At 47.3% G+C, this 26,808-nt stretch carries 16 protein-coding genes and 1 pseudogene; 6 read left to right on the top strand and 11 right to left on the bottom strand.

What is annotated here, in order from left to right; genetic code table 11:
- Positions 1–134 precede the first annotated feature (134 nt).
- The 3 genes from WH43_RS12330 to bktB form a co-directional block, all read right to left on the bottom strand.
- Entirely contained in the window at positions 135–1,835 is a 1,701-nt protein-coding gene (locus WH43_RS12330) for a DUF8614 domain-containing protein (RefSeq protein WP_053424898.1), read from the bottom strand.
- Positions 1,836–1,984: 149 nt separating this feature from the next.
- Entirely contained in the window at positions 1,985–3,262 is a 1,278-nt protein-coding gene (locus tag WH43_RS12325) for an acetyl-CoA hydrolase/transferase family protein (protein WP_053424897.1), read from the bottom strand.
- An 88-nt stretch (positions 3,263–3,350) separates the two neighbouring features.
- Positions 3,351–4,538, bottom strand: a complete 1,188-nt coding sequence (gene bktB / locus WH43_RS12320; protein WP_053424896.1) for a beta-ketothiolase BktB — start codon at positions 4,536–4,538, stop codon at positions 3,351–3,353.
- Between the two features lie 276 nt (positions 4,539–4,814).
- On the opposite strand from bktB, the gene WH43_RS12315 reads away from it, so the two are divergent.
- A complete protein-coding gene (locus WH43_RS12315) occupies positions 4,815–5,105 on the top strand; it encodes a hypothetical protein (protein ID WP_152342842.1) in 291 nt (96 codons plus the stop codon).
- A gap of 141 nt (positions 5,106–5,246) precedes the next feature.
- On the opposite strand, the gene WH43_RS12310 is transcribed toward WH43_RS12315, so the two are convergent.
- The 3 genes from WH43_RS12310 to WH43_RS12300 all read right to left on the bottom strand — a co-directional run bounded on the left by WH43_RS12310 (position 5,247) and on the right by WH43_RS12300 (position 10,847).
- On the bottom strand, positions 5,247–6,863 hold the full coding sequence (locus WH43_RS12310) for a methyl-accepting chemotaxis protein (protein WP_053424894.1): 1,617 nt from the start codon (positions 6,861–6,863) through the stop codon (positions 5,247–5,249).
- Positions 6,864–7,258: 395 nt separating this feature from the next.
- Positions 7,259–7,612 carry a hypothetical protein gene (locus WH43_RS12305; protein WP_053424893.1) on the bottom strand — a complete coding sequence of 118 codons (354 nt, stop codon included), beginning with the start codon at positions 7,610–7,612 and terminating at the stop codon, positions 7,259–7,261.
- A 271-nt stretch (positions 7,613–7,883) separates the two neighbouring features.
- Entirely contained in the window at positions 7,884–10,847 is a 2,964-nt protein-coding gene (locus WH43_RS12300) for an ExeM/NucH family extracellular endonuclease (protein WP_053424892.1), read from the bottom strand.
- Positions 10,848–11,135: 288 nt separating this feature from the next.
- Here WH43_RS12300 and WH43_RS12295 point away from each other — a divergent pair, with 288 nt between their 5' ends.
- Complete coding sequence (locus WH43_RS12295) at positions 11,136–11,369, top strand: hypothetical protein (RefSeq protein WP_053424891.1); 234 nt, start codon at positions 11,136–11,138, stop codon at positions 11,367–11,369.
- Between the two features lie 161 nt (positions 11,370–11,530).
- On the opposite strand, the gene WH43_RS12290 is transcribed toward WH43_RS12295, so the two are convergent.
- Positions 11,531–12,268, bottom strand: a complete 738-nt coding sequence (locus WH43_RS12290; protein ID WP_152342841.1) for an alpha/beta fold hydrolase — start codon at positions 12,266–12,268, stop codon at positions 11,531–11,533.
- 596 nt (positions 12,269–12,864) lie between these two features.
- On the opposite strand from WH43_RS12290, the gene tamA reads away from it, so the two are divergent.
- Both tamA and tamB read left to right on the top strand, forming a co-directional pair.
- Positions 12,865–14,574, top strand: a complete 1,710-nt coding sequence (tamA, locus tag WH43_RS12280; RefSeq protein ID WP_082335768.1) for an autotransporter assembly complex protein TamA — start codon at positions 12,865–12,867, stop codon at positions 14,572–14,574.
- Complete coding sequence (gene tamB / locus WH43_RS12275; protein WP_053424888.1) at positions 14,571–18,380, top strand: autotransporter assembly complex protein TamB; 3,810 nt, start codon at positions 14,571–14,573, stop codon at positions 18,378–18,380. Before tamA ends, tamB begins: the two co-directional genes overlap by 4 nt.
- Positions 18,381–18,738: 358 nt before the next feature.
- Here the strand turns inward: tamB and WH43_RS12270 are convergent, their stop codons facing one another.
- From WH43_RS12270 to WH43_RS12260, 3 genes and pseudogenes are all read right to left on the bottom strand, one after another.
- Positions 18,739–19,515 (bottom strand): methyltransferase domain-containing protein, encoded by a 777-nt coding sequence (locus tag WH43_RS12270; RefSeq protein WP_286049713.1) that lies wholly within the window; start codon positions 19,513–19,515, stop codon positions 18,739–18,741.
- 22 nt (positions 19,516–19,537) lie between these two features.
- A pseudogene (locus WH43_RS12265) lies at positions 19,538–20,301 on the bottom strand (Nif3-like dinuclear metal center hexameric protein).
- On the bottom strand, positions 20,294–21,562 hold the full coding sequence (locus WH43_RS12260; protein ID WP_053424887.1) for a glycosyltransferase: 1,269 nt from the start codon (positions 21,560–21,562) through the stop codon (positions 20,294–20,296). The pseudogene WH43_RS12265 and the gene WH43_RS12260 overlap by 8 nt, the downstream one beginning before the upstream one ends.
- Positions 21,563–21,698: 136 nt before the next feature.
- Here WH43_RS12260 and trhA point away from each other — a divergent pair, with 136 nt between their 5' ends.
- The gene (trhA, locus tag WH43_RS12255) at positions 21,699–22,349 is read left to right on the top strand and encodes a PAQR family membrane homeostasis protein TrhA (RefSeq protein ID WP_053424886.1); all 651 of its coding nucleotides are present in this window, start codon (positions 21,699–21,701) and stop codon (positions 22,347–22,349) included.
- Here the strand turns inward: trhA and WH43_RS12250 are convergent.
- On the bottom strand, positions 22,346–25,594 hold the full coding sequence (locus WH43_RS12250) for a sensor histidine kinase (RefSeq protein ID WP_286049712.1): 3,249 nt from the start codon (positions 25,592–25,594) through the stop codon (positions 22,346–22,348). The two genes, trhA and WH43_RS12250, sit on opposite strands and share 4 nt — an antisense overlap.
- A 230-nt stretch (positions 25,595–25,824) precedes the next feature.
- Between WH43_RS12250 and trxB the strand changes: the two genes are divergently transcribed.
- Entirely contained in the window at positions 25,825–26,781 is a 957-nt protein-coding gene (gene trxB / locus WH43_RS12245) for a thioredoxin-disulfide reductase (protein ID WP_053424884.1), read from the top strand.
- Positions 26,782–26,808: the final 27 nt, after the last annotated feature.

Here is a 26,808-nt window from a genome sequence, read left to right as displayed (position 1 = left end):
TCAGTAGGATAGATGGCTAATTAGAGGATTATTGTTTATGGAAATTGCCCCATAAATTTTAAATAATTCAGCACTTTTGATGCTGTTCACCGCAAAACATAGAGGGTCAGAGCCTAAGCTCTGACCCTGTTATGCTACAAACCCAATACGCCTTTACCCTGATTAAAGATAATATCCACCGGGATATTAGCCGTAGTCAGTCGGGCTAAATCATCGGCTAATTGCTGTTTAATCACGCCTTTATCCGCCATCAAAGACGCTACACCTTCGTAGTTACCATCCCCTTGTAACGTCAGGATGAGTTGTGACAACGACGTCATCGCCTGTTTCATTTTGACGTAATCCACCTGATAGGTGCCATCGTCATTACGGACAAAAGCGCCTTGCTCGGCAAAATAGTTAAAACACACCATATTGGCTTTGCCATGGGCGCTTGAAGCACCAAAACGTACTGAGCGGAAAATACCGGCCATAAAGGTGGTATAAAAATCTTCCATTTTGGCGTCAGGCAATAACCCCTGCTCTGACAGCTGGGAAATCATATACAAGCCTAAAATATCGGCTTTGCCTTCTTCCAGCCCACCCGACAGCTCTTTTAAGCTCTGACGCACAGTACCTTTCCCGTTGATGGTATTTTTAATACCTAAACCATGCGCCACTTCGTGGAACATGACGTTGTTAAAAAAGGCATCAAAAGTCACATGCTGACGCTGTGATGGCGCGATCAGTAAGTCGGCAATAGGCGACATAATATGTTCAAACTTGGCTTGCATCGCATTTTTTAACTGCAAACGGCGGGTGCCTTTTTCCAGTTGTACCTGCTCGTCGTTGGGCAGGTTAATAGCGATAGTTTTGCCACCTGAGTTGGAATGACCAGCGTAATAAATCACGTCATAAGCATTTAAGTCGGCATCCGATCCCGGGCTTTCAGTTTTGTATTGCTCAGGTACAGGCAAGCCTTTTTGCAATGCTGGCAAAGTGGCCGCATATTTAGCCAAACGCTCACTCCAGGCTAAATCTTTCACCAATACATAAGCTTCAAAAGCAGCGCGGTAACCAAATAATTGATCTTCATAGGTTTCAATAGGACCTATCACCAAATCAATAGGGTTGGTTTTCATCGCCATCCAGGCAAAGTCTGAGGCTTGGTACTTATCCGTCATTAAGGCTTCAGCGCGCATCGTCAAGTAGTTAGCGAAGTCTTTATCTTCCGATAAAGCCGCGGCTTGTTTTAATAAATCCGCTGCTGCTGTCAATTCAGTTTTGTAGACTTGTGAATAAGGCACGGCCACTAATTTGCCGTCTTTGTCGCGCTGCACTATCGAATACAGGCCGTTTTTGTCGGCAAAGTCGGCTTTTTCAAACTCTTCTTTGCTCATATCCGCAGGATAAAATTGCGCGCCCAGAGGCTTAGCGGCATAGCCTGTTAAAAACACCTCATCGCCTTGCAATCTGTCCCATGGGCCATAGTTTACATCGGCAAAAGCTTTGGTTTTGGCATCGGTAATTTTGCCTAAAAAGCTTTGTTTATCCTCTGAAAAAGCCTGTTTCCAGAATAACTGGTCCATGATTTCTGCAGCTTCAATTAATTTACCCAGCATTTGTTTATGCTGGGCTGATACAGCGGATAAATCTGCGGTTAAATCTACAGTACGGTAAATATCCAGGCGTTTTTCAAAGCCTGAAACTAAGGCTGTTGCTGATCCGGCAGGAGCAGCTTGCTCTGTGACTGCTGCAGTCTGTTGTTCTGTCTTCTGCTCTGGCGCAGGCTTACAGGCCGTTAAAGCCAAAGCACCGCCAAGGCTTAACGCCAGCATGATTTTGTTATAGTTCATCTGATAATCCCTAAAGTTGTTCATGGTCAGTCTTCGAGTTATCAAAGCTGAGTGTCAAAGCAAAAGGTAACACAGAGCCGCTAGCAGACCCAAACCAAGACTCATTAAAAGGCTGCAGTTTTTGTTCAGGCTCGATGTTAAATTAAAAGTTAAACCAGCAAACCCCAATCGCCATAAGCGGCTTTTGCCAACTGCTCACGAAATTGTGGCGCTGCTATCTCAATTAAAGCTTTGGCTCGTTCGGTTAAACTACGTGCACGCAAATTCGCCACACCATATTCAGTCACCACATAATGCACATGAGCACGGGTGGTAACTACGCCTGCACCTGGAGCTAACAGGGAACTGATACGGGACACTGTGCCTCCAGCCGCTGTAGCCGGTAATGCAATCACGGAGCGTCCGCCTTCTGATAGAGCCGCACCACGAACAAAATCCATCTGACCACCTACGCCGGAATAAATGCGAGTTCCAAGCGAATCAGCACAGACCTGACCTGACAAATCGACCTGCAAGGCACTGTTTATAGCCATCACCTGCAGGTTTTGCCGGATCACAGCGGTGTCATTGGTGTAAGCTACATCCAAAAATACCACTTCCGGATTGTCATCAACAAAGTCGTATAAGGCCTGGCTGCCCATCGCAAAGGTCGTCACTATTTTGCCCGGATGTTTTTTCTTATTGCGATTGGTGAACACGCCTTTTTCCAGCAGCGGCAATACACCATCGGAAAACATCTCGGTGTGAATCCCTAAATGCTGCCGGTCGCCAAGGCAAGCCAAAGTCGCATCCGGAATTGCGCCTATGCCCATCTGCAGGCAATCGCCGTCCCGAACTAAAGTCGCAACATGACGGCCTATTTGCGCTGTGATCGGATCCTGTACCGCGGGCAGATGCAAAGGAATTTGACTTTCCAGTTCAACATAAGCAGCAAAGTCAGACAGATGCACAAAAGAGTCGCCGTGAGTGCGCGGCATATTGGGATTAATTTGCGCGATGATTTTTTTCGCCGATTGTAACGCAGCTCTGGTCGCTTCCACTGAAATCCCCAGGCTGCACAAGCCATGTTTATCCGGTGGTGACACCTGAATAATGGCGGTATCAAGCTGTTGTTCTCCGCTTCGGAACAACTTGGGTATTTCCGACAAAAAAGCCGGCACATAATCGGCCAATCCTGCATTCACCGCGGGACGGCTGGGGCGGCCAACAAAAAATACCCGCTGACGTAAATGCCCTTGTAGCTCAGGAGCTGCTAGTACATCGCTATGCTCGGTATGTAAACTAAGCAAAGTTAAATTCTGCTTATCAAGCGCAACTTTAGCCAGACTATTGAGCATGGCATAAGGGGTTGCGGCCATAGAGTGGCACCAAATGGTTTCACCATTTTGGATCAGTGAAAGAGCTTGTTCGGCTGAGTGGCAACGCATAAAAGTCCAATTTTAATTAAACACCAGATCAGGTTAACCCTTTTTACAACCTTTGATTGTGACCAGGATCAAGTTCTGTTGCTGGCGACTAATGAAGCCGCTCAATCAACAGCGCTATGCCCTGTCCCCCGCCAATACACATGGTGACAAGGCCATAACGCCCTGCGGTTCTTTGTAATTCTGCCAAAGCTTTCACCACCAATATGGCACCCGTCGCGCCAACCGGATGCCCTAAAGCTATAGCGCCACCGTTTGGATTTACTGTAGCAGGGTCAAAACCAAGAGTCTGACTGACAGCCATCGCTTGCGACGCAAAAGCTTCATTGGATTCAATCACATCAATATCACTCAACGCTATACCCGTCTGTGTCAGTAGTTTCTGTACCGCAGGTATCGGCCCTAATCCCATCAAGGCAGGTTCAACACCGGCAAAACTATAACCAACGATGCGGGCCTGCGGCCTTGCACCAAGACGATTCGCCTCACGCAAACTGGTGAGCACCAAAGCTGCGGCACCGTCATTTAAACCTGAAGCATTGCCCGCGGTCACTAGTCCGTCTTTTTTAAACGCAGCTTTAAGAGTACTTAAGCTCTCGACCGTAGTCTGCGGCCTTAGGTGTTCATCCTTATCGATCCAAAGTTCAGACTGGCGCGATTGCACTAAAACCGGCGTAATTTGCTGGTCAAAATAACCTTGTTGCTGGGCATACGCAGCTCGGCGCTGGCTTTCTGCAGCAAAACTATCCAGCTCTGCCCGGCTAAAGCCATACTGAGTAGCAATAGTTTCGGCCGTCAGGCCCATATGACCAGTACCAAAGGGGTCGGACAAAATACCTAAAGTTAAATCTGTAACCGCAGCATGACCCAAGCGCAAGCCCTTACGCACCGCAGGCAACAAATAAGCGCCATTGCTCATACTCTCAGCGCCACCTGCTAAAGCGATTTGGCTCTGCCCCAACTGAATAAGCTGAGCAGCAGAAATCACAGCTTGCAGCGCCGAACCACATAAACGATTGACATTAAAAGCCGCGCTGCTGACAGGCATAGCAGAATTCAGCGCAATATGACGGGCTAGATAAGCATCTTCAGGACCTGTGGTAATAATATGACCAAAGACAGCATGATCGATTTGCGCAGCAGCCACACCACTGCGCTCTATGGCCGCTTTAGCTGCAGCAGTTCCCAGCTGTACAGGGCTTAAGGACGAAAGCGCACCAGCAAAACTACCAATAGCAGTGCGGGCACCAGCAAGAATAACCACATCAGATAATTGCATACTATCCCCGAAAACAAGCGGTAAATAGCCAGCTTATCTCAGTTTTGCCCGATCTCGCCACTTTGCGGCAAAATTGTCCCTTGTTGGATCGGACGACCTGTTCCATAGTGAGTATTCAGAACAGAGCGCTTACCAAGGAAGAAATGCAAAGAATGAATTACCACGGACATTTTACACTCTGGCGGGAAAATCAGCTGATAGTTGCAAAGGTATACGGTGCATGGAGCGGATACTGCAGCGGATTACGCAACTCAGTTAAAAGATCTGGCGCTATCCATGAATGGCCAACCATGGGCACGGATGGTCTTTTTGGACCAGTGGCAACTAGGCACACCGGATTTTGAAAAAGTAATGAAAGATCTGATGAGCTGGTGTGTATCGCATCAGTTGAAGTATACAGCTTATGTCTTTCAGCCGAGCCACCTCAGGGAACATCAATTAGATAAACTGATAAACCAAGCAAGCGATACGAGCCCAAAAAAGATGTTCACCCATCAGCAAGACGCTTTAGACTGGCTAAACAGTGTCGGCTTTGCGTTGCCCAGCCAATCAAACTCAAAGTGTTAGCAACTTGCTGAGCCCTCGTTATGGTGATCAGCTGGGTTGTGAACCGCAATCTTTGACTCTTAAAAACGTCAGTTGCTTTATTGCAGAAAAAAGCCTGCAACCTTTCTGCCGCAGGCTTTGAAGCATCTTTAGCCGGATCACTCAGCTGATTTTAAACTTACCCACCAGATTAAAAAGTACGTCAGATAACTGCCGGATCTCCGCCGATAATTTATTGTTTTCTTTGGCTACATCACCAGCTGCGCTGGCCTGGTCGTGTAATGCGTATAAGTTCTTAGTGATCTCTTCCGATACCACAGCCTGCTCTTCTGTTGCTGCTGCGGTACGAATAGCCATATCGTTGACTTGCACTGAAGATTGCATAATCAGATGGAACACTTGCTCAGCCTGCCCAAAATTCTCCACAGTCAAATCGGCATTTTGCTTACCGCTCGTGATGGCATGAGTCGACTCAGACACCCGGTTTTGTAACTGGACAATAATCTCCTGAATATGATTGGTACTTTGTTGGGTTCTTGACGCAAGAGTTCTCACTTCATCTGCCACCACCGCAAAACCTCGGCCCTGTTCGCCTGCACGAGCAGCCTCTATTGCCGCATTTAATGCCAGTAAATTGGTCTGCTCGGCAATACTACGGATCACTTCAAGTACAGAACTGATAGTGCCCGAGCTTTTTTCCAGATCGGTGGAGAATCCCAAAGCAGCATCTACATCAGCAGTTAATTTATCCATGCTATGAGTCACTTTGGCTACAACCTCCAGACCAAGGCCTGCACTTTTACGTGCCTGATCTGACTCCTGAGCTGTTTCTGTGGCTACTTGTGCCATTTCTTTATTGGCTAATGTCATCTCGTGCACAGCACTGACAATAGAATCAGAGGCAATATTCAACGACGAGGTAATGGCATTGGTTTTTACTGCTGAATCAGACAACTGGGTAGTTAACTGACTAAGTTGACGGGCCTGCTGCAAAATAGCCGCAATCATGTCGCATTGATTGGCAATAAAACTATTGAACTGCACAGCTAAATCGGCAAATTCGTCTTTACTGCTGATCTGAAGACGCGCCGTTAAGTCACCATCACCGCTCGCTATTTCACCAAGACGCTGAGTCAGTGCATTAATTTGTCGGGTCAGATCGCGTGGGCCTTTATAACTAAACCAGCTGGAAATCAGCAACAATATGAAAGCAAAGCCGTATGTTATGTTGGTAAACCATTGTATTTGCGCATCTAACTTGGCTTGTTCCTGCTCTGACAGTTCCAAAGCGACTTCGCCTGCCAGATTCAGTATTTTCCTCAATTCTGCGAATTTGCCATCTTCCACTGATAACAACGAATTGAATTCAAGCTCAGTCTGCGCATTAAAAAGAACCACGGCGCTTTGCCGCCAGCTTTGATAATTCTTTTCAAAATCTGCAAATTTTACTGCGATCTCTGGATAGTCAGACAAAAATCCCAAATATTCGTTAAAACGCTGTTGGACCTGAAGTGCATTCTCATCGAAGTCTGCTTTTGCAGCATCCCCCTCTTTGGTATTACCGCTTTTTAAGATTGCTAAGGCTAACTTCGCCTGATACAAATCCCGATCAGCATTAAGTACCGTAGATACGGCCGGCAAAAAATTTTCGTCCTCGATGCTCAACGCACGTCGCTGCAATGAATTGAGATAACTAAAAAGCGTGATCACAACAAGCACAGTGATCGCCATCAATAGGGTTGGAATACTGCTTTTCACGCGAATACTATTGAAGTTCATAAATTAAAGCCCCTAACTTAGCATTTTTATCATTTATACCATGATGCGCACAACTTTAATATCATTTTTATCACTTTTAGCGTTAAAAACATAGACCGGACCAGATATAGGCACTGACGTATGGAACCAGAGGTTTATCAACAGATTACTAGCACTCCAAAGCCTGATTATGATCACTGATCAGGTCTTTGATATTGATTTAACTCAAGTAAAGGTCAAAGATATCAGAATGGAGCACGTTTGCGACGAACGGCAAATGCTTAGGGGCAACTGATGTGACAGGGTGAATCTGTTCACCTCTTTTTTGCATTTCACTTTTCATTCTGGTTAAAGTAAATCTGGTGGCTCAGGTCAATGCAAAGGAACCCGAGAGCCACAGTGCATTCACTCTTGTATTAAAGCCTGTCCTCTGGCCCACAAGCTGGCAGTTTTTGCATCTCTTGCTCTGTGGCGCTGTCGTTACATTCGCCAATAATTCGCTCGTAACCATGCTCAAAACTGCTGTCGAGTTCAAAATAGCCTTCTTTGCAAAACTGTTTTGTTTCCATCAGTTCAGCCAGTTCGTCGTACAAAGGTCCTTCGCCCGGTTCTTTGTCATATCTGTCTATATTGATAGGCCTGGTTCGTCTTTGCATAGAGCGCTCCTCTGCCATACGCTGCATCATCACTTTTTGCTCTATCTGCATAGGACGACCTTTGCGATAACTGAATTGTTTGCTTTGATCCGGATGCACGCAGGCCTTAAACACGGCCCTCGCCTCAGAGCGCTTATGGGGAGTTGAAGAACATCCGGCAAGCAACATAACTACACTCACAAGAGCTACCCAATACTGTGGTTTCACCTGATAATTTTCCTTTTACTAAGCAGTTGAGCTGCATGAACGCGTTAGATCTGGGTTAACCAGACTCTGGCTAACCTGTTAGATTCCTTGTAACACAAAATAACCCAGATGAGCATTCAAAAAAACAGCCACCCGCAGGTGGCTGTCTCACTAGACGCAAGTCTGATTCAGACAGGAATTAACCAAATAACCACCCCAATACAGCGTTAATCACCGAAATCACCCACTGTACTACCGCATTACCTTTGCTGTCTTTTACTTCAATAACGTAATGGACAGTAGTGCTGACGCCCAAAGAGTCTGTCGCTTTGATGCTGAATTTAAGTTCAGGCTGATGTTTAGCGTTCAATTTCTTTTTCAGGGTCAGTTGACCCTTGTTAAAGATCAGGTATTTGTTGTTGTCAATCAGCTCCAGGCTTTGAATACTGGCGTTGTTGCCTGTCGCTTCAGCCTTGACTGTCGCCAGCACAGTACCGGGACGAATACTGTCGGAAATCACAGTGGGCAAGCCTTCTAAGCGAATCACAGGCAACTCAGGTAAATCATTCAGTTGCACTTCAATGCGGGCAGGTTCAGATAGCAGACCTGTTTCAGTTTCTGCGGTCAGTTCAAAACGCAGCACCTGACGGCTTTCAAAATCCAGTTCGGCGCCGGCTGCTACCACTAACTGGCCGTTGGCATTGACACTGAATAAGTCGGCCTGCTCACCTGATAACGGGTAACCGGTAATAGTTACCGCAGAGCTGGTCACAATCTGGCCTACCACAGTGCCAGCGGCGGCTTGCTCATCCAGCAGGAAAAACTGGTCTTGCACAACTGGCTTGGCAAAATACACCGACATCACCAAAGGATCGTGATCCGAAGAGCGGAATGGGCCTGGCGCATAGAAGTTGGCTTTGGCAACTTCAGATTTAAACTCTTCGTTGTAATCCAGGATCACAGGTTCATCAGCGTTGATAGCCCACTCAGTCACTTCAGCGACACGGTTTTTAATGTCACCTGCGGCAAATACATGATCCAGTGTGCCCGATTCGCCATTAAACAAGTAAGAGCTGACTTTATTGCCATGCACCTGCTGACTGACCTGCACATAACCTGAGTCATTCATCGCGCGGATTGGGTCTTCCTGCATATAGGCATTAAAGTCACCCACAATCACGCTGTTGTCTGTTTCTATACCTGTTGGGTAACTGGCCAGCCAGTTGCCCATGGCTGTTGCAGCCTGCAGACGTAAACCATTCCAGCAGCCCTGACCATCACCTGAGTCGATGTTCGCCAGATCAGCTTTATTACTCGGGCAGCTGCCTTTGGACTTTAAGTGCACCACAGTCAAATTCAGCAGTTCACCGGATTGCTGCAGTTTAAAGCTCTGGCTGATTAAAGGTCTGTTGCCGTAATCAAAAGGAGCCGCATTGCCAATAGCGGCTGTGCCTGCCTGTACGACTTTGTCTTTGCGATAAATCATCGCAGAAGTGATTTCATCGGTGCCCACTTTCGTAACGCTAAAATCAACAAAAGCCCAGACATCAGCACCGGCTTTTGCATTTAAACCGCGCACTAAATCGGCAATGGCCGATTGCTCGGAAAAGCCGTCGTTTTCAATTTCCAGTAAACCGACCAAATCGGCGTTCATCGCCGAGATGGCGGTAATAATTTTGTCGCGTTGTTTGGCAAATTCAACAGCTGTAGAAGCACCGCGCGAGGTCGGGAAACCATTGCCTGCGCCATCACCATTGAAGTAGTTCAGCACATTGATGCTGGCTATACGATAATCGCCTTTGCTGATCGCAGGTTGTTCTGTGCGTGGATTGCTGCTGACAAATACAGGTTCAGTTAATGGGTGAACCCGGTATTTACTGAAACCGTAACCCAGCACTGCATCAAAAGGTAAAACTTCATCACCAACCCGCACTGTATTGCTGGCGGATAAACCCGGAGCAGGATACAAAGTATCTTTATTTTGCAGGTTAGATCCGTCGTCCAGTACCAGTTTATTCAGGCTGTTGGCTGCCATCACAGCTTTAGCCGCATCACCCGGCAATGCAATTTGTGTCGGCTGATACAAACGCTCAGACGACAAGCCAAGCTCATTGTAACGGCCTAAACCATAGTTGTCTGTCACTACCAGAGGCTCTGCTAAACGCACTTTCATGCCTTCAAGGGCTTCAAATTGGCTTAAACTGGCGACAGGTAAAGTAACAGGTACCGCAGCTACAGCTTCACCTGCGCCACAAGAGGTTAAATCCACCAGTTTTGCCAGTTGCGTCTGACCAAAAGACTCTTCAACCAAAGCACTAACCCGAACCTTGTCGCCAACTACTGCGGCTTTGCCAGACAGGTTATCATAGACAAACACAGCTTCAGAGGTGGTCGCATTCTGATCCTGATCGGCAGCTTCTTCCTGAATAAAGAAACCTTTTAAACCGGAGCTGTCCTGGAAACTGGCAGTCACTACGGCTTCGACTGACACAGTCTGACCTTTCAAAGGAGATACATCTGTCTCGCCCTGAATGGCGGAAATCAGCGTGGTTGCATCACCACATTGGCCATGCACATAAACAGGCTCTTGCGGTGTGCCTGAACCTGAACCCTTGTAGCTGCCAATGTCGCTGAAATCATCCTGTGCAAACTGATCGTATTGCAATGAAGGGTCAAATACATCAGTGGTTGTGATATCCCCTGTAGTGACTGACGCTTTACGTCTTAAGCTTTTATCAATACTCGAAACACCACCGCTATTCCACGCACTGCCCGGATCAAAGCCAACCTGACCAAAAGAATCAATGACCTGATCGCCTTTGGACAACACCAGCGCATCATCACCATTGTACCAGGATGAGCTATTGAGCAACTGGGCTTTGTCTTTCAGTGCAGCAACAGAATTACTGTTGGCAATCACATAGACAGCACCGGGTGCCAGATTGCCGGTTAAATTTATAGTGGTAGCGGCAGTGGTGTTGCCATTAAAAAACATCTGCAGTTTGTACTGGCTTAAATCAACAGTCTGACTGCCCAGATTCACCAGTTCTACGGCTTTGTTATTGGAAGACCCTTCAACATATTCGGAAATCAGTAATTCGGCGTGCAGTTGTGGACTGAGTGCCAGCGCAACGGCAACAGCACATAGGTTTTTTATGCTCATGGAGTTCACTTTTGAGTTATTTATAATTTTAACGGGTAAACATTAGAGGTTAATCATGTTACAGGCATATTAATAAACTAAGGGCTTTATTTAATCAATCGCAATATTTACACCATTCAACTGAATTCAGCCGAGATTCATCGTTATTTTCAAACTTTTTTACCAAGCGGCGGAACAAAGCCGACGGTGCTTTTGTCTGAGCCTGTGCATGAGAACTCCTCCCGGAGTGAGAGAAGTAATTCACCACAAGGGAATATTATTAAAAAGCGCTACACAGGAGCTCAATCCATGATGATCAGTATCCGGAATCGTATTTTAGCTTTTTTAGATCTGGCCCACTGCCATTACAAAGTCGAAGGCAATACCATTACCACGTCTTCTGCGGTGCTGGCCTTTACGGCAGGCCATTTGTCTATCAGGCGTGAAGGTAAACCTGAACGTTTAATGCCGTATGAAAAGCTGAATATGGATAAGATCTTGTTTTTACTGACTGCACAGGCGGACAAAACACCGACGAATTAGTATTTGACTGGTTTTTTATCCCTGAACTGCCGTAAAAACAGAGGTTCTGCTGACTCCGTTGTTCTGATCCTACCGGAGTCAGTGCACAAGGATTTCATTGATTTGCTTTACCCAGCTTGGCAGAGTCAGTACAGGTTTTATCTCTCTGTAAATCAAAACTTTTATGCCAGAACCGCATCTTCAGTGGCTTGTCTGGGATTGAGCTGATGTTGAATAAACTGCTTCAACTGTGCCGCAGCCTGCTCTGGTATAGCCTGCAATAAAAAATGTGGTGCATCCAAACGGATCAGTTGCATATCAGGTTGCAACTGTAACAAGGCTTTCGCATTAAAAGCCCAAATCAACCTGTCTTGCCTTGCCTGCAAATACATCAGTGGCAAAGTTAAAGTCGCAAATTCTTTCAGTACATCCACCTGCAACACTTGTTTAGCCCTGTATTTAATTACCGGCTCTGACACCATAGTCAGGGCTTTTTCCAGCAACGCAGATAACTCTGCACTGGCATAACGCCCTTGTAACCACAAGGCTGTCCAATGATGAACCAGCTCGTTCCACGGCAGTTTGTCCACCGCATGAATCAAACCTTTGAACGCGGGTAAAGGATTGCGGCCAAACGTGGCACACAACACCAGAGCTGTTAAATTGTGTGGCTGCTCTGCAGCCAGCAAAATCCCTAAAGGTCCGGAAAAAGATTCAGCCAACACCACAAAAGGATGCTCCGGCAATTGCGGCCGGATAAAGTCAAGTAGCTCGGAGTAATCCAACAGCTGATCCAGAGGGTAAGCGATCACCTGAAGTTCATACTCAGGAGCTAACTGCTGCGCCAGTTGCTGATATAAAATCCCGGTTCCATCCAACCCAGGCAGCAACACTATGGTATGAGCCATGCTTATCTTCATCCGTCCATATCACCATTACCCGTCCTGCTGTTCAGTGTACTGTAGGCAGATGACAAAGTGCTGACAAAAAACGTCGCGTTTCGCTTAATAAATGGTTACACGTCACTCTTTTGACAAAAGCGATGGCATTGATATGCGTGAGCCACTAGCGTGCAGGCGCCGCTTGATAAGGATTTATCCATACCAGATAGAAAAAAGTTACTGCACTGTCAAAGCGGTCAGCCGTATTAGTTTTGAGGTTCAATCAGGTCAGATTTTTGCTCTGTTAGGCCCGAGTGACGGGGAAATCCGCTCTTAATTCACAGGCAGATCGACTGACCAGGTCCGAACGCCAGATAAATCAGTAATGAATACAAAGGCAATCAGCAAAAAGTGCAGCTTGCGGGGTATATGAGCCAGGCATTCGGATCTAGGGTAAAAAAACAAAAGGGTGTTTGCTGATGAAAACCTTTTTGTTTGCGAGCGTGAAAGAATAAAAAACAAGCAACTGGTCTGGGAAGCTGTTGAAAACGTACTGAACTTCGTGTGACTGTTATACTCTTAGAACACAACCGGGTGCCACTGACCCGGTTCTAACACGAAGGATAGTTCGCATTTTGTTGTACAGGACTCTGGCCACTCTGGCTCTGTTTGCCGCCTCTGCCGCCGCAGCGCATCCCCAAATTGAACTCAAGGGCGTTTCAGGCTCCCTTGCCGATAATATTGAACTGTACCTAGACAGGCTGCCTGCAAAAAACAACCTGGGTTCCAGACGTTTTCAAACCAAAGTTATAGAGGATGTCAAACTCGCGGGTCGCGCCGTCGGTTATTACCGCATGAGCATCGAACCCAGTCTGGTCGGTAAGGAAAATAAACAAAAACTACGACTGACCATTACACCGGGCGAGGCTGTACGGCTCAAATCAGTTAAAGTAGAGATTACTGGCGAAGCTGCCACAGACCCTGAATTTGGCAAATTAGTCAAACAGATAGGGCCAAAAGTGAATCACAGAGTGCATCATGGCCGCTATGAAGAAATCAAAAATCAGCTGAACTCGCTAGCGCTACGCCGGGGCTATTTTCAGGCGAAATTTGTCAAACAAGAACTATCCGTCGCCCCGCGCTTGCTTCAGGGCTTTATTCATATTCAGTTTGACTCAGGCCCACGTTATCACTTTGGTGAGGTGACATTCGAAGGCAGCCAAATTCGTGAGGAGCGCTTGCATTCCATGCTGCCGTTCAAACCCGGCGAGTATTATCAGTCCAGTCAACTGGGTGAGCTCAACCAAAGTCTGGCTGAAACCAACTGGTTTCGCAGCATAGACGTCACAGTGGACGATCCGGAAACTGTTGATCAACATCTGGCGGTACAGGTCAAGGTAGAGCCTCAGATCCGTAATATCGTAGAGACAGGTCTGGGTTACTCCACCGATCTGGGGCCTCGTATTAAACTGAATTGGAACAAGCCGTGGTTGAATGACAGAGGTCACAGTTTGTCGAGTAAAATGGCCTTATCTGCTCCTGAACAAACAGTGGAAGTCGGGTATAAATGGCCGAAGAAAAACGTCACTGAAGATTTTTATAAACTCAATTTCGGTGTAAAAAATAAAGACTTAGAAGATACTCGCAGTCAGGAATACAATACCTCGCTGGAACGACACTGGCTGCTGGAGGATGCGTGGTACAGAACAGCGTCAATACGCTGGTTATATGAAGATTATGTGCAGGGCACAGACTCTGGCAGTGCAAATTTGATTATGCCGGGTATTAGTTTCAGCCGCAGTTGGGACAGTGGTGGCAGTATGCCCGCTGAAGCCAGTCGATATTTAATTGGCACTGAAGTTTCAGATCCCGCCTGGGGCTCCGACAGTAGTTTTGTCCGTGTGCGTAGTCGGGTTGGCTGGATAGGCTCTTTCTCCGATGATCAACGTTATCTGGTACGGGTAGATGCAGGTGCCGTATTAATGGAAGCCATCACCGAACTTCCCCCTTCGTTACGTTTTTTTGCAGGTGGAGATAACAGTATTCGTGGTTACTCCTACGAATCCATTTCTCCAGTCGATACTGAAGGCAATTTGTTAGGAGCACGTTATCTGGCGACAGCCGCACTTGAATACCAGCACAGAGTGTCAGGTAACTGGTGGGCCGCAGCATTTTTTGACGCCGGTAGTGCCTGGAATGACAAAGCCGATATTTACCGTGGTGTAGGTTTAGGTGTGCGCTGGGCCTCCCCTGTTGGCCCTATTCGTATTGATATTGCATGGGGGTTGGATGTGCCCTCCGATCAGGCCCTGCAGTTGCATTTTAGTTTGGGGCCGGAATTATGAGTATCAATGGCAGCGAAGAGCGCACTACCATGCCTGATGTAAAAAATGTCAGCTCAGCTTTTAGTTGGAAGAAATTCCTTTTAAGCTCCAGTTTAGTGCTGTTGCTCAGCCTGATTGTGCTGTTTTATACCAACAAACCTCTGCAACTGCTGAACCGTTTGTTACCGGACGACAGCCCAGTTCAAATAGCCCAAATCAGTGGCACGCTGGCCGAAGGTTTTACACTGACTGGACTGCAGTTTCAGCAGGACGGTGTAACACTTCAGATCAACAGCCTTGCAGCTAAAGTGAGCTGGTATTGTTTAGGCCGGTTTGAGATTTGTCTGGACAGCGCAACAGCACAAGGTGTGAACCTGGTACTTAGTTCGTCTACCCTAGCAGAAACTGCACCAGAGCAAGCTGATACAGTACTGGAACTACCCAAAGTCCGTATTAAGCAACTACAGATCACTGATTTGAGGGTACAACAAGGTGAACTGCAGCTTAGCCTCAATAGCTTGAGTACAGAGCTGAAATTAGCTGGTCAGCACCTATCGCTGGGCGATACGCTATTGGATCAATTGCAGCTGCATCTGCCAGAGTCTTTAGCACAAAACAGCACTTCAACCAGCACAACAAAAGCCAGTACCGCAACCACCAACAGTGCGGCCTGGTGGCATTATCAGGTGCCACAACTGACGCGCCTTGAATTGCCGCTGTGGCTGAGCGTAAAAAAGCTCACATTACAACAGCCTAAAGTCACAGGTGCACAGCAACTTTCGGCAGAGCAGCTTAGTTTTTCACTGGAAGCCAATCCGGATCAGTTTGAACTCACCGAGTTTAAACTGACAGAGCTGTGGATAATCCAGCCGGATTTGCAAGACAACGCTATTAATGCGCAAGCACAACTGAGTCTGACCAATTCCACTCCCTTTGCATTGCAGGGCTTTGTCAGAGCCCAAAGCTCTGGCTTAGTACTCAATAGCAGCATAGCCGGTTCGTTGGACCAATTGCAGCTAGGCCTTGAACTGACAGGCACTCAGCAAGCTACAGCCAAAGTGGAAGTGGCCCCTCTGACCGCTGGACTGCCGATACAACTGCACTTAAAGGCCCGCAGCCTGCAGTGGCCACTGCAAGGCGAACCTTTGTACAAAATGCAGCAACTGCTGATTGATGCGGAAGGTTCATTAGCGGATTTGAAACTCACTTTACAAAGCCAGCAACAACTTCCTCAGTTGCCCGATAGTCAATTGCAGTTCAATGCACACTGGCAAGCCCCGGTGTTGAGCTGGTCTGGATTCACGCTGAATTCCGCGCGGGGTAATCTGAGCAGTACAGGTGCTTTGGATTTAACCAAAGAACTGGCGCTGGATGCAGCTCTGTCGCTTGATCAAATGCAGTTGGAGCCATGGCTAAAAGATTATCCGGGCCAACTCAGTGGCGATATCAAACTCAAAGCCAGTTACCACCAGCAACAATGGCAGCTTGAACTGCCAACTTTAGCCATTCAGGGGCAGGTGCGGCAGCAACCGCTGTCTTTATCGGGTCAATTACAGGCCAAAGGTAAAGAGCTGACCGTTGAGCAATTAAGCAGTAAGACACTGGTGCTGCAGCATGGCTCCAATAAAGTGACCGCTGAAGGCCAAGTGACAGACAAATGGCAAATGGCCTTGTCTGTGGAGGTTGCCGATCTGGCAAGCTCCATTCAGGGCGCTCAAGGCAGCCTAATGGCCGATGCCAAGGTCACAGGCCCACAACAACACCCGGCTCTGGATATCAAGCTGCAGGGTGAGAAGCTGCGCTATAAAAAGCTAATGCGTCTGCAAAACATCAGCCTGAATGCATTGATCAACAGCAATAATCTGGATCATCAACTGGAACTGACCTTGGGTAAAGGCACGCTGTCAGGACAACCACTGAATTCAGCCCAGTTGCTGCTGACGGGCAATAAAAACAGCAGCGATTTGGTAATCCAGCTGGACGGTGCCGACTACAAAGCACAGCTACAGGCTGCAGCCACGGCAAAGCCTAAACAGCAGTGGCACATAGAGCTGCAACAAACTCAATTGCAGACTCCTGTTGGCCATTGGGCTTTAACCGACACGATACTGATGACGCTGGATTGGCCAAAACAGCAACTCAGTGTGCCAGCTCATTGCTGGTCATCAGAGCCAGGTAGACTCTGCCTGGAAAAAGCCAGCAATATCAGCAGCAGCCAGGGTGACCTGGCGGTACGGTTGCAACAGTTTCAGCTGGCTTTGCTGGAACCTTTTATTGGCGAATCACAACGATTGACGGGCGAAGCCGATGCAAATCTGCAGTTGAGCTGGAGTAAAAAACAAGGTCTGAATGCAACAGTAAAATTAACAGGCACAGCGGGAAAATGGCAACAAACCGATGTCAATCCTTTACAACTGCCGTGGCAAAGCTGGGATGCGGCACTGGTACTGACCCCTAAAAAGCTGTCCACGAACTGGCAAATACAGTTTAGTGATGACCGTTCACTCAAAGGTTCAGCCTCCCTGCCCGACTTCACTGCAGCAGACAAAAAGCTGGAAGCAGAGCTGACGTTAACCCGACTGGATCTGAGTTTTTTACGCACCTTATTACCAGAACAAAGTGAATTTTTTGCCACTCTGGATGGCCAGGTCCGTGCCAGCGGTACTTTAGGCCGGCCTTTATTATCGGGGCAGATCAAAGTCAGTGAGATGAAACTGCAAGGTCATAATGCCCCGCTGGATATAGAGCAAGGCCATCTGCAGCTGGACTTTTTACAACAAAAAGCCCTGCTGACGGCAGAGATCCAAAGTGGTGAAGGTAAAGCACAATTGTCAGGCTATGCTGACTGGTTTAACTTGGCCAACTATCAGGCTCGTTTAGCGTTAAGCGGGCAACAACTGCCGCTGAATCTGCCGCAGGGCATAGTCTATATCAATCCAGAGATGACGGTACTGGCACAGAATCAAGTCGTTGCGGTGCAAGGTACGATTCAGATCCCCAGAGCCGATCTAGCCATAGACGACTTGCCACAAAATGCGGTACAAGTTTCGGATGATGAAATTCTGCTAAACAAGGAGCTAGAAGTAAGGCGTGGTGCTACAACCAGTGCAGTCAAACTAGTCACCGAAATGCGACTGATTTTAGGCGATCAGGTCAATTTGCAGGCTTTTGGTTTAAAGAGTCGGCTCAAAGGTCAGTTGTTGTTTAGCCAGAATGGTCCACAACAACGCTTAAAAGGCGAAGTGAATATTCTGGATGGAACCTTCCGCTCTTACGGCCAGGATTTGCTGATCCGTAAAGGCAAACTGATATTTAATGGTCCTGCCGATCAGCCATTTTTAAATATTGAGGCCATTCGCAACCCCTCTTCCACTGAAGATGATGTGATAGCAGGTATCAGAGTAAACGGCCCTGCCGATCAAGCTTCAGTGGTGATATTTTCTGAACCCTCCAAACCTCAGGCGAACGCTTTATCTTATCTGTTGATGGGCCGGGATTTGTCCGGCAGTGGTGATAGTAGAAGTAACCCTTTAACCAGTGGCTTGATAGGTCTGGGCATAGCTAACAGTAATGGCATGGTCAGTCAGTTAGGCAAAGCTTTTGGTTTTGAGCAATTCACACTCGATACAGCAGGCACAGGGGATGATTCTCAGGTTACCGTCAGCGGCTATTTATCACCCAAACTGCAATTAAAATATGGCGTCGGTATATTTAACTCTTTAGGTGAATTTACCTTAAGGTACGAGTTGATGAAGAACCTTTATCTGGAGGCCGTGCAAGGCCTGGATAGCGCGGTGGATGTTCTTTATAAGTTTGAATTTGATTAAAGCAGTAGAACTGCGCGTCCGGTTCATAAATTAAAAAATGCCCGGCTTATAAGGCCGGGCCAGAACGTGGTCTTTGGATGGGCAAAGACTTCGGAGTTCGACAACATCGCTGTTGTCATAGGGTCACAACATGTAACACAACAATTACCCGCCTACGAAATCAAGCTGCCTTCCTGGCAGGGCGCAGACTTCCCACTTGATTACGCATTTTGCAAATGATAACGGTTCGCATTACGAAATCAATCATAACAGCTTTATTCCACACTGCAACTGTTTTTTTACTTTAAATTTTCAGCAAATAAAAACGGGGTTAGCTCAGATTATTAACAACCTGATCTAACCCCGTCTTAGGCTTTCGTTATACAGCGCGAAGCAACAAGTGCTGATAACGCCCTATTGAGGCATAAGGTTCTTGCCTGTTGTACTGCAGTTCGACCTGTAACAGCTTATCGAATTCAGTTTCCTGCTCGGAGCGGTCACGCAGATAATCATGAAAACAACGCACGCCGGTTTTGCCTTCAATGATAAAGCCTGCCTCTTTGCACCAACGATAGACATCCTCTGGCTGCAGCGGATTTTGTGGACTTAAACTGACTTTTTTCTTAAAGGCTAAATCGCGCAGCACATAGTTAAAATTGCCATAAATAATATTGCTCAGGCGTTTGGCATCTTTGTTATAAAACATCAACGACACCAGCCCGCCTGTTTGCACCAAAGCACGCAGCTGTTTGATAGCTTCAGCAGGTTCATGCAACCACTCCAGGACAGCATGACAAAGCACCACAGGAAAAGCGGGCCATTGTTGCTCTGATAACTGCTGTAACGCCAACGGATGACACTGGATTTGTGTGTCTACACCGCGCTCTTTTGCATCCTCAAGCGCCATATCCAGCATATCCTGCGACAAGTCAGTTAAAGTCACCTGATGGCCTTGCTGCGCCAACGCCAGCGCCAATTGGCCCTGTCCTGCACCTACATCCAGAATGCGGCTTGGTGTGGCTAAATCGGCGCATTCAGCAAAATCACGCAGCAATACCGCCTGACGCAAACGGCCTTTGGTAGTCTGATAAATATTCTTCTGAAATTTGCCCGCTATGCCGTCAAAATTACGGTCCTGCTGTTTTTTACTCACCACAAATTACTCACTACTTATAGCCCTAAGCCGGATTATCGATATCAATAAATTCACAGACAACACCAGTACGCTGCTGCACAAATTCAGCCAGCGCTTTAATGCCATAGCGTTCTGTGGCGTGATGCCTGCGGCAATAAAATCGATGCCAAGCTCACGTGAGCTGTGAATAGTCTGCTCCGACACTTCACCGCTGATAAAAAGCTCTGCACCAGCAGCATAAGCCTGATCGATATAAGATTGGCCGCCGCCCGTGCACCAGGCCAGTTCAGTCACTGCTTTATCCAAGACTGCATGCAGCAGAGGTAAGCGGTTAAGCTCCAGATGCAGCCTGTCTGCAATCTGCTGACTGGTCATAGGATTTGCTAAAGTGCCACGCATCAGTACACCTGATGGACTGACACCGGGCACAGCCTGCCAACTGGTTAACCCCAGCTTTAACGCAAGCTGAGCGTTATTGCCAAGCAGCGGATGCACATCCAAAGGCAAATGGTAGGCGATCAGGCTGATGTCATGCTTGAGCAAGCTTTGTAAGCGGCGTTTTTTAATACCAGTAATGGCATAGTCTTCGTTTTTCCAGAAATAACCATGATGCACCATAATGGCATCAGCACCAGCGGCCACAGCTGCATCGAGCAAGGCCTGAGAGGCGGTGACACCCGCGACAATCTTTTTAATCTGGCTTTTGCCCTCAACCTGCAAGCCATTAGGGCAATAGTCCTTAATAAGACCACTTTGTAGCTCCTGATCAAGCAGTTGAATTAGCGCCTGACGGCTGATTTCACTCATCTTTTGTCTCCTGCGTGGCAGAGCTTTGTTTCAGCTCTGCCAGTTTAGTTTTTGCTTCAATCCACTGCGCCATAAATTGCGTGCTGCGATGCTGATGATGTCTGAGCATAGCGCCGGTGAAGTTGGTTAATCTGTGCTGTGACAGCTGTTGCTGCACATCCATCACTTGCTGCCAGACGCAGGGCTGATGCTGATGGCTGGCAAAACGTTCTGCCAAAATAACAAAACCTTGCTGCTGTTTGTGCTGCCATAACTGCTCATCCTGATACAACAGCACGGCCGCATCTGCTATTTCTTGTGCAGTTTCAGCCAAAAGCCCGGCCCATTGCCCTTGATGCACCATGCCTTCAGCGCCTACAGCTGTGGTGACATTAGGTGTGCCCTGCGCCATTGCATCAATAAACTTACCTTTTAAACCAGCCCCAAAAGGTAAAGGCGCCAATAAAACTCTGGCATGTTTAACCACTTCTGCCGCATTTTCTGCACAGCCTTTGACAAGAAACCCTTCTTTCGGCTGATGCAACTGTGTGGCTTTAGGTGGCGGATAAGCGCCATAAATATGCAGTTCAGCTTTGGGCAGTTGTTTGCGGATCAAAGGCCAAATCTGCTGTTTGAGCCACAGTACCGCCTGCCAGTTTGGCTCATGGCGAAAATTACCAATAGAAACAAAATGCTGGCGCTGTTCGAATCGTGGTAAATCTTCAATGGCTTTAGTTTCCAACCAAAATGGGCTGTAACACAAAAGCTCAGCCGGCACTTTGAAATGCTCAGTTAATAACTGTATTTCGGCTTCTGAAATAATCAACGTCAGATCAGAGCGATAAATAGCGGCGATTTCACGCTGCGCCTGTTCAGAGTGCAAATCCTGCAGTGTCACTGCCCTGCCCGCTTTAAAAGCGTGCTGGCGGGCTAAACGTAAAAAATGCAGATCTTCAGTATCCAACAGCCGTAAAGCGTTCGGGCATTGTTGCTCGACCCGCCAACCGAACTGCTCTTCGAGCATAAAACGGTCAAACATCACTATGTCGGGTTGCCACTCTTTGAGTTGCTCGTCAAAACTACTGTCGTTTAACTGAATTTGCTCTTCAGCGATATGCCACTGGCTTAAATCAAAACGGTGTGGGCTTTTCTCCGCTGGACTGGCAAAAATAATAGTCCAGTCCTGCTCGCGAAACATAGAAAGCAACGACAGCATCCGGCTGCCCGCGGCAGAAGAATTAGGTTCAGGCCAGACATAACCGACCACTAAAAGCACAGCCATAAAAACTACTGTTCACTGTAAAAATACAAAGGCGGCTAGTTTACCTTTATCCAATGAAAATAACGAATTGCACTGGTTGCTTTGATCGGCCCGGTGTTACCATAGTGCTTTGAGGTCAGTCCAGATAAAGCAGAATATGAAAGCAGCCACCAAATACAGTGCATCAGAAGAGTTAAGTCATGCCATTAGTCATGGTCTTGGAGTTTTAGCCAGCCTGCTGGGGTTATATCTGATGTTGGAGCTCACGGCGAATACCGATTTTTGGCGTCAGGTCAGCAGTTGGGTTTTTGGGTTAAGTTTAATTTTGTTATACGGCAGCTCGACTGTGTACCACTCAGTGCAGGATCTGAAACATAAATTATGGCTTCGAAAACTCGATCATTCCGCCATTTTTGTTCTGATCGCCGGAACCTACACCCCTTTTACGCTTGTCAGTTTAAGAGACAACTGGGGCTGGTGGTTATTTACGCTGGTGTGGAGCATTGCCTGTGCCGGAGTACTGTTAAAACTCTTTACCGGTGCTAAGTATCAAAAACTTTCTATCGCTTTGTATCTGGTCATGGGCTGGATAGTACTGATCGCTATTGATCCTATGTTGAGCCATGTCCCCGTGGCTGGTTTGTGGTGGTTACTGGCAGGAGGCTTGTTTTACTCAGGTGGCGTGCTGTTTTATGTGCAAAAAACCTTGTTTATGCACCACCTGATCTGGCACTTGTTTGTGCTTGCTGGCAGCACTTGCCATTTTCTGGCGGTGTATTGGTATGTATTACCCCAACGTCAGGTTTAAGCTTGTGCAACGGGCAATTCAAACCAAAATAATGCGCCATGGTCGGGTTCACTTTCAAAACCAATATCGCCATGGTGCGCACTGATAATGGTCTTACAGATATTTAACCCAAGCCCTGTGCCTTCGGCTTTGCGGCTGGTAGAGCCGTCTGCCTGAGAGAATTTTTCGAAAACACGGCTGCGGAAATTTTGAGGAATACCACACCCCTGATCCTGTACTTCAAAACGAATACGCCCGACCAGCTCAGTTAACTTCACCGCCACTGTCTGTCCCGAAGTGGAAAACTTAATGGCGTTTGATAATAGGTTATCCACTACTTGCCGTATTCTGGTTTGATCAGCCACCACCTGACACTCTGCCAACTCAGTCTGAAAACTCACCTGATACCTGGCCGCATAAGGGGCAATACTATCCAATGCCTGTAACACCAGTTGCTTCATGTCAGTTGCCGCAAAGGATAAGCTAAAATTACCGGACTCAAACTTCTGTAGATCCAATAAATCATTAATCAGTTGAGACAAACGTTCGCTATTACCGAGCGCGGTTTGTAACAATTGCTCGTAATGCTCAGAGCCCTCGGCTACCACTTTTTTCGCAAGCAAACCCACAGCACCACGAATAGAAGTTAAAGGCGTGCGTAGCTCGTGACTGACGGTTGAAATAAACTCATCTTTTAAGGTATTCAGCCGTTTGAGTTCTCTGTTATTTTCAGCCAACTGCGACAAACTCACTTCTAACTGCCTGGTCCGTAGAGACAAAGTGGCAGAGCTATCCTGCAAGGCTTTAGTCCGCTCTTCCACCATGGTTTCCAGGACAGTCTGGTTGTATGCTCTTTCCTGCACTGAGTGCTGCAACAGCTTATTAATTTGTCGCATATGGCGTAGTCGGTAAGCGTGGCCTCCGAGTAGCAGCAGCAGGAGCAACAACCCAAGCCCTGCTATCACCCAGCCTCGTTGCCACCACAAGGGCAATACTTCAATAGTAAGCAGATAGGGCTTATCGGAAAACAACGCATGTTGATTTGAACCCAAGGCTTTGAACTGATAAGTTCCGGGTTCTAACTGGCTGTAATTCACTTTTGTGTAGCCAGTACTGTATTGCCAGTCAGTATCTACACCAGCCAATTGGTAAATAAACTGATTACGTTTCGGGTCATGGTAATCAAGGCTTGCCAATTCCAGACTAATGCTTTCGCCAGGTTTTAATTCAATTTCAGAGCTGTAGCCTTGCATAATGCCTAGTTTGAGTTTTTTCTGATCAATCCATATCCCTGATACTTGGGTTGTACTTTTATGCTGATTCAGCCACAACAATTCAGCATGAACAATAGACAAACCACCTGCAGTCCCCAAGTACAAGTTCCCGCGTTTAGATACCGAAAATGCTTTAAAAATCATTTCCTTATTATTCAAACCATCCTGCTCAGTAAAGGTGATCAGGCGTTCTTGCTGGTAAGGTTTTAAACTCACCCCCTGAGCTGAAAGCAACCAGATGTTTTTCTGCGCATCGGTATAAGCTCCCAACAATTCTGCTTTAGCAGCGGAAATACTATCTCCCAAACCTGAGATACCAGGGTTCTTTGGATCAAGACTGACCAGCCCACTGCGACTGCACAGCAGCACTGTGTCGTCAGGCCCTTGCGCTATGCATTGAATATCAAGAGCTTGTGCCACAGGAATTAAGTTTGCTAACGACTGCAATTGAGCACTGGAAGGGTCAAGCACAAAGAGACCGGAATAACGGGTACCAACCCAGATTTTGCCCTGGATTTCCTGCACCACCTGCACGGCGTCACCTACTTTTTGCTGCGCCATGTCCTCTAACCAGAACTGATGATTGCCTGCCGGATCCCAGCGCATCAGACCGTTTTGCCATAAGCCAAGATACAAGCTGCCATCTGGTAAACTCACCAGATCCCGTACGTTTTGCCATGGAGTACCTTGGAGACTTTGCCCCGAGTCCAGCTGCACCAGCTGTTGTGTATCCTCATCAAATTGCCATAAACCGTTATCTGAACCTATGTAAAGCTCTCCCTGAGTGGATCTGGTGATAGCATTCACTCGGGCAGGCATTGCCAGAGATAACACAGCACCTGTTTTTCTGTTGATTTGATGAAACTGATCGGAGCTACCCAGCCATAAAAAGTTATCTTCCACCTTTACAGCCGTCAGTTGCTGTTTTGCTAAAGTAGCCGCTGCAGGCCCCCACTGGGTTAAGTCACTAAAGGCCGAGGGCTGATGTCTGCCATAAAATAACCCCTTTTCCCGGCTGCCGACCCACAACAACCCACTGCGATCAACCAGTAAAGAGCGCACATTGATGCCTTGAAGTAACTGTCTACCATCGGCAAAAGATTCAAAGACACCTGAGGTTAATGAGACTTTATAAATACCATCAAAGGTGCCCACCAGTAAGTTACCTTGCTGATCGGTTTCCAGCACATTAATAATAGGACTAACGGCGTTATCAAAAAAAGGAATGCTCTTAAACTCAGATGAAGCAGGATCAAACTGAAATAGTGAGCTACGCCCTCCTACCCACACCTTGTTCCCTTGGGCAAACAAAGTACGTATTTCATTGTTGACACTGTGTTGACCAAACGCCTGATAAGGCTCACTGAGTCCGTCTTGTTTTGTCCACTGATGAAGGCCACTGCCCGTTGCAATCCAGACGGTATCATCTTCGGTTTGAGCCAGCGCCCAGATCCGTTGGTTGATCAGCGGCTGAGCCGAATCGGCTTGACCTACCAGTTGAAAAGTTCCGTCAGGTAGCAATCGTTGCAGCCCTTTATTGGTGCCAATCCACAACACACCAGACTTATCCAGTAATAAGCTCTGAATATAATTACTGGTTAATACGAAGGCACTTTCAGGCCGGTCAGAATAATGCGAGATTTCACCTGTTCGGGTGTCTACTTTACTCAACCCCATCCCCCAGGTGCCAATCCACAACTGATCCTTGTGATCCATCAGGAGCGCATCAATATCGGGCACCAGCATATTGTTACTGACCGAGGCCGGCAGTACATCAAAAGCTTCCAATTCATAACCGTTGTATCGCAATAAGCCCGTGTTGGTTGACCCCAACCAGATATAACCGTCCTTATCCTGCACTATCCGGTAAATACTGGCATTGGGTAAGCCGTCATCGACGCTCAGGCGGGTAAAGTGCGTTTGTGCGAACGAGATAAAACTGCAGCACAACAGCCACAACATAAACAGAAAATGCAACAACCTGCTCATCATGTATTCAGGTCTCTGCGATAACCAAGAACAGGGAAATAAAGTGCAATTTAAACCTCGGCAAAAGGACAACAGCAAATAGGTGTAAACAAACAATACCATAGCATGGCATCCTTACCAGATCCCGAATTGGAAAAAATGCAGTTGTGCTTTATCTCGCTATTGCAATGCCATAAAATCGGCCCCATTAAGGATTCAACTGAATACACCACAGAAAAATGCCGGAGTAATGCATGTCTACTATTAAACACAGCCGTTTATTGATTTTAGGTTCTGGCCCTGCGGGCTACACTGCGGCTGTTTATGCTGCGCGCGCTAATTTGAATCCGGTGCTGTTGACCGGTATGCAGGCGGGCGGTCAGTTAACCACAACAACTGAAGTAGAAAACTGGCCGGGTGACCCGCACGGTTTAACAGGCCCAGCGCTGATGGATCGCATGAAAGCACATGCAGAAACCTTCAACACTGAAATTCTGTTTGACCATATTCACACAGTGAACTTACAGCAACGTCCGTTTGTTCTGACCGGTGACAACGGCCAGTACAGCTGTGACGCCCTGATTATCGCCACAGGCGCTTCAGCCAAGTACTTAGGTCTGCCGTCAGAGCAAACCTACAACGGCCGTGGTGTGTCTGCCTGCGCCACTTGTGATGGTTTCTTTTACCGCAATCAAAAAGTTGCAGTGGTAGGTGGTGGCAATACAGCAGTCGAAGAAGCGCTATATTTAGCCAATATCGCCTCAGAAGTGCATTTAGTGCACCGTCGCGATACCTTCAAAGCGGAAAAAATTCTGGTGGACCGTTTAATGGCGAAAGTCGCCTCGGGCAATATTATTCTGCACACGCACCGTGAGCTGGAAGAAATTCTGGGCGATGATATGGGCGTGAACGGCATGCGTTTAAAATCTACCAATGGCCAGCCGACTGAAGATGTCGCTGTTGCTGGTGTCTTTATTGCGATAGGTCATAAACCAAACACCGATATTTTTGCTGGTCAGCTGGAGATGAATGGTGGTTACCTGAAAGTGCAAAGTGGCACTGAAGGTAATGCGACTCAAACCAGCATTGAAGGTGTGTTTGCTGCTGGTGACGTGTCGGATCACATTTACCGTCAGGCTATTACCTCGGCGGGTACGGGTTGCATGGCCGCTTTAGATGCAGAACGTTACTTAGACGCTTTGGCCAAGTAATTTCACGCGGACTTATAAAGGGTAAAT

It is taken from the genome of Rheinheimera sp. KL1, from assembly GCF_001275035.1.
Lineage (GTDB): Bacteria > Pseudomonadota > Gammaproteobacteria > Enterobacterales > Alteromonadaceae > Pararheinheimera > Pararheinheimera tangshanensis.
The sequence above is the reverse complement of the archived record's forward strand: the minus strand, read 5'-3'. Positions and strand labels throughout refer to the sequence as shown.

Coding starts and splice junctions, on each gene's coding strand:
- WH43_RS12330 (WP_053424898.1), bottom strand. CDS start 1,835: ATGAACTATAACAAAATCATGCTGGCGTTAAGCCTTGGCGGTGCTTTG.
- WH43_RS12325 (WP_053424897.1), bottom strand. CDS start 3,262: ATGCGTTGCCACTCAGCCGAACAAGCTCTTTCACTGATCCAAAATGGT.
- bktB (WP_053424896.1), bottom strand. CDS start 4,538: ATGCAATTATCTGATGTGGTTATTCTTGCTGGTGCCCGCACTGCTATT.
- WH43_RS12315 (WP_152342842.1), top strand. CDS start 4,815: ATGAATGGCCAACCATGGGCACGGATGGTCTTTTTGGACCAGTGGCAA.
- WH43_RS12310 (WP_053424894.1), bottom strand. CDS start 6,863: ATGAACTTCAATAGTATTCGCGTGAAAAGCAGTATTCCAACCCTATTG.
- WH43_RS12300 (WP_053424892.1), bottom strand. CDS start 10,847: ATGAGCATAAAAAACCTATGTGCTGTTGCCGTTGCGCTGGCACTCAGT.
- WH43_RS12295 (WP_053424891.1), top strand. CDS start 11,136: ATGATGATCAGTATCCGGAATCGTATTTTAGCTTTTTTAGATCTGGCC.
- WH43_RS12290 (WP_152342841.1), bottom strand. CDS start 12,268: ATGAAGATAAGCATGGCTCATACCATAGTGTTGCTGCCTGGGTTGGAT.
- tamB (WP_053424888.1), top strand. CDS start 14,571: ATGAGTATCAATGGCAGCGAAGAGCGCACTACCATGCCTGATGTAAAA.
- WH43_RS12260 (WP_053424887.1), bottom strand. CDS start 21,562: ATGGCTGTGCTTTTAGTGGTCGGTTATGTCTGGCCTGAACCTAATTCT.
- trhA (WP_053424886.1), top strand. CDS start 21,699: ATGAAAGCAGCCACCAAATACAGTGCATCAGAAGAGTTAAGTCATGCC.
- WH43_RS12250 (WP_286049712.1), bottom strand. CDS start 25,594: ATGATGAGCAGGTTGTTGCATTTTCTGTTTATGTTGTGGCTGTTGTGC.
- trxB (WP_053424884.1), top strand. CDS start 25,825: ATGTCTACTATTAAACACAGCCGTTTATTGATTTTAGGTTCTGGCCCT.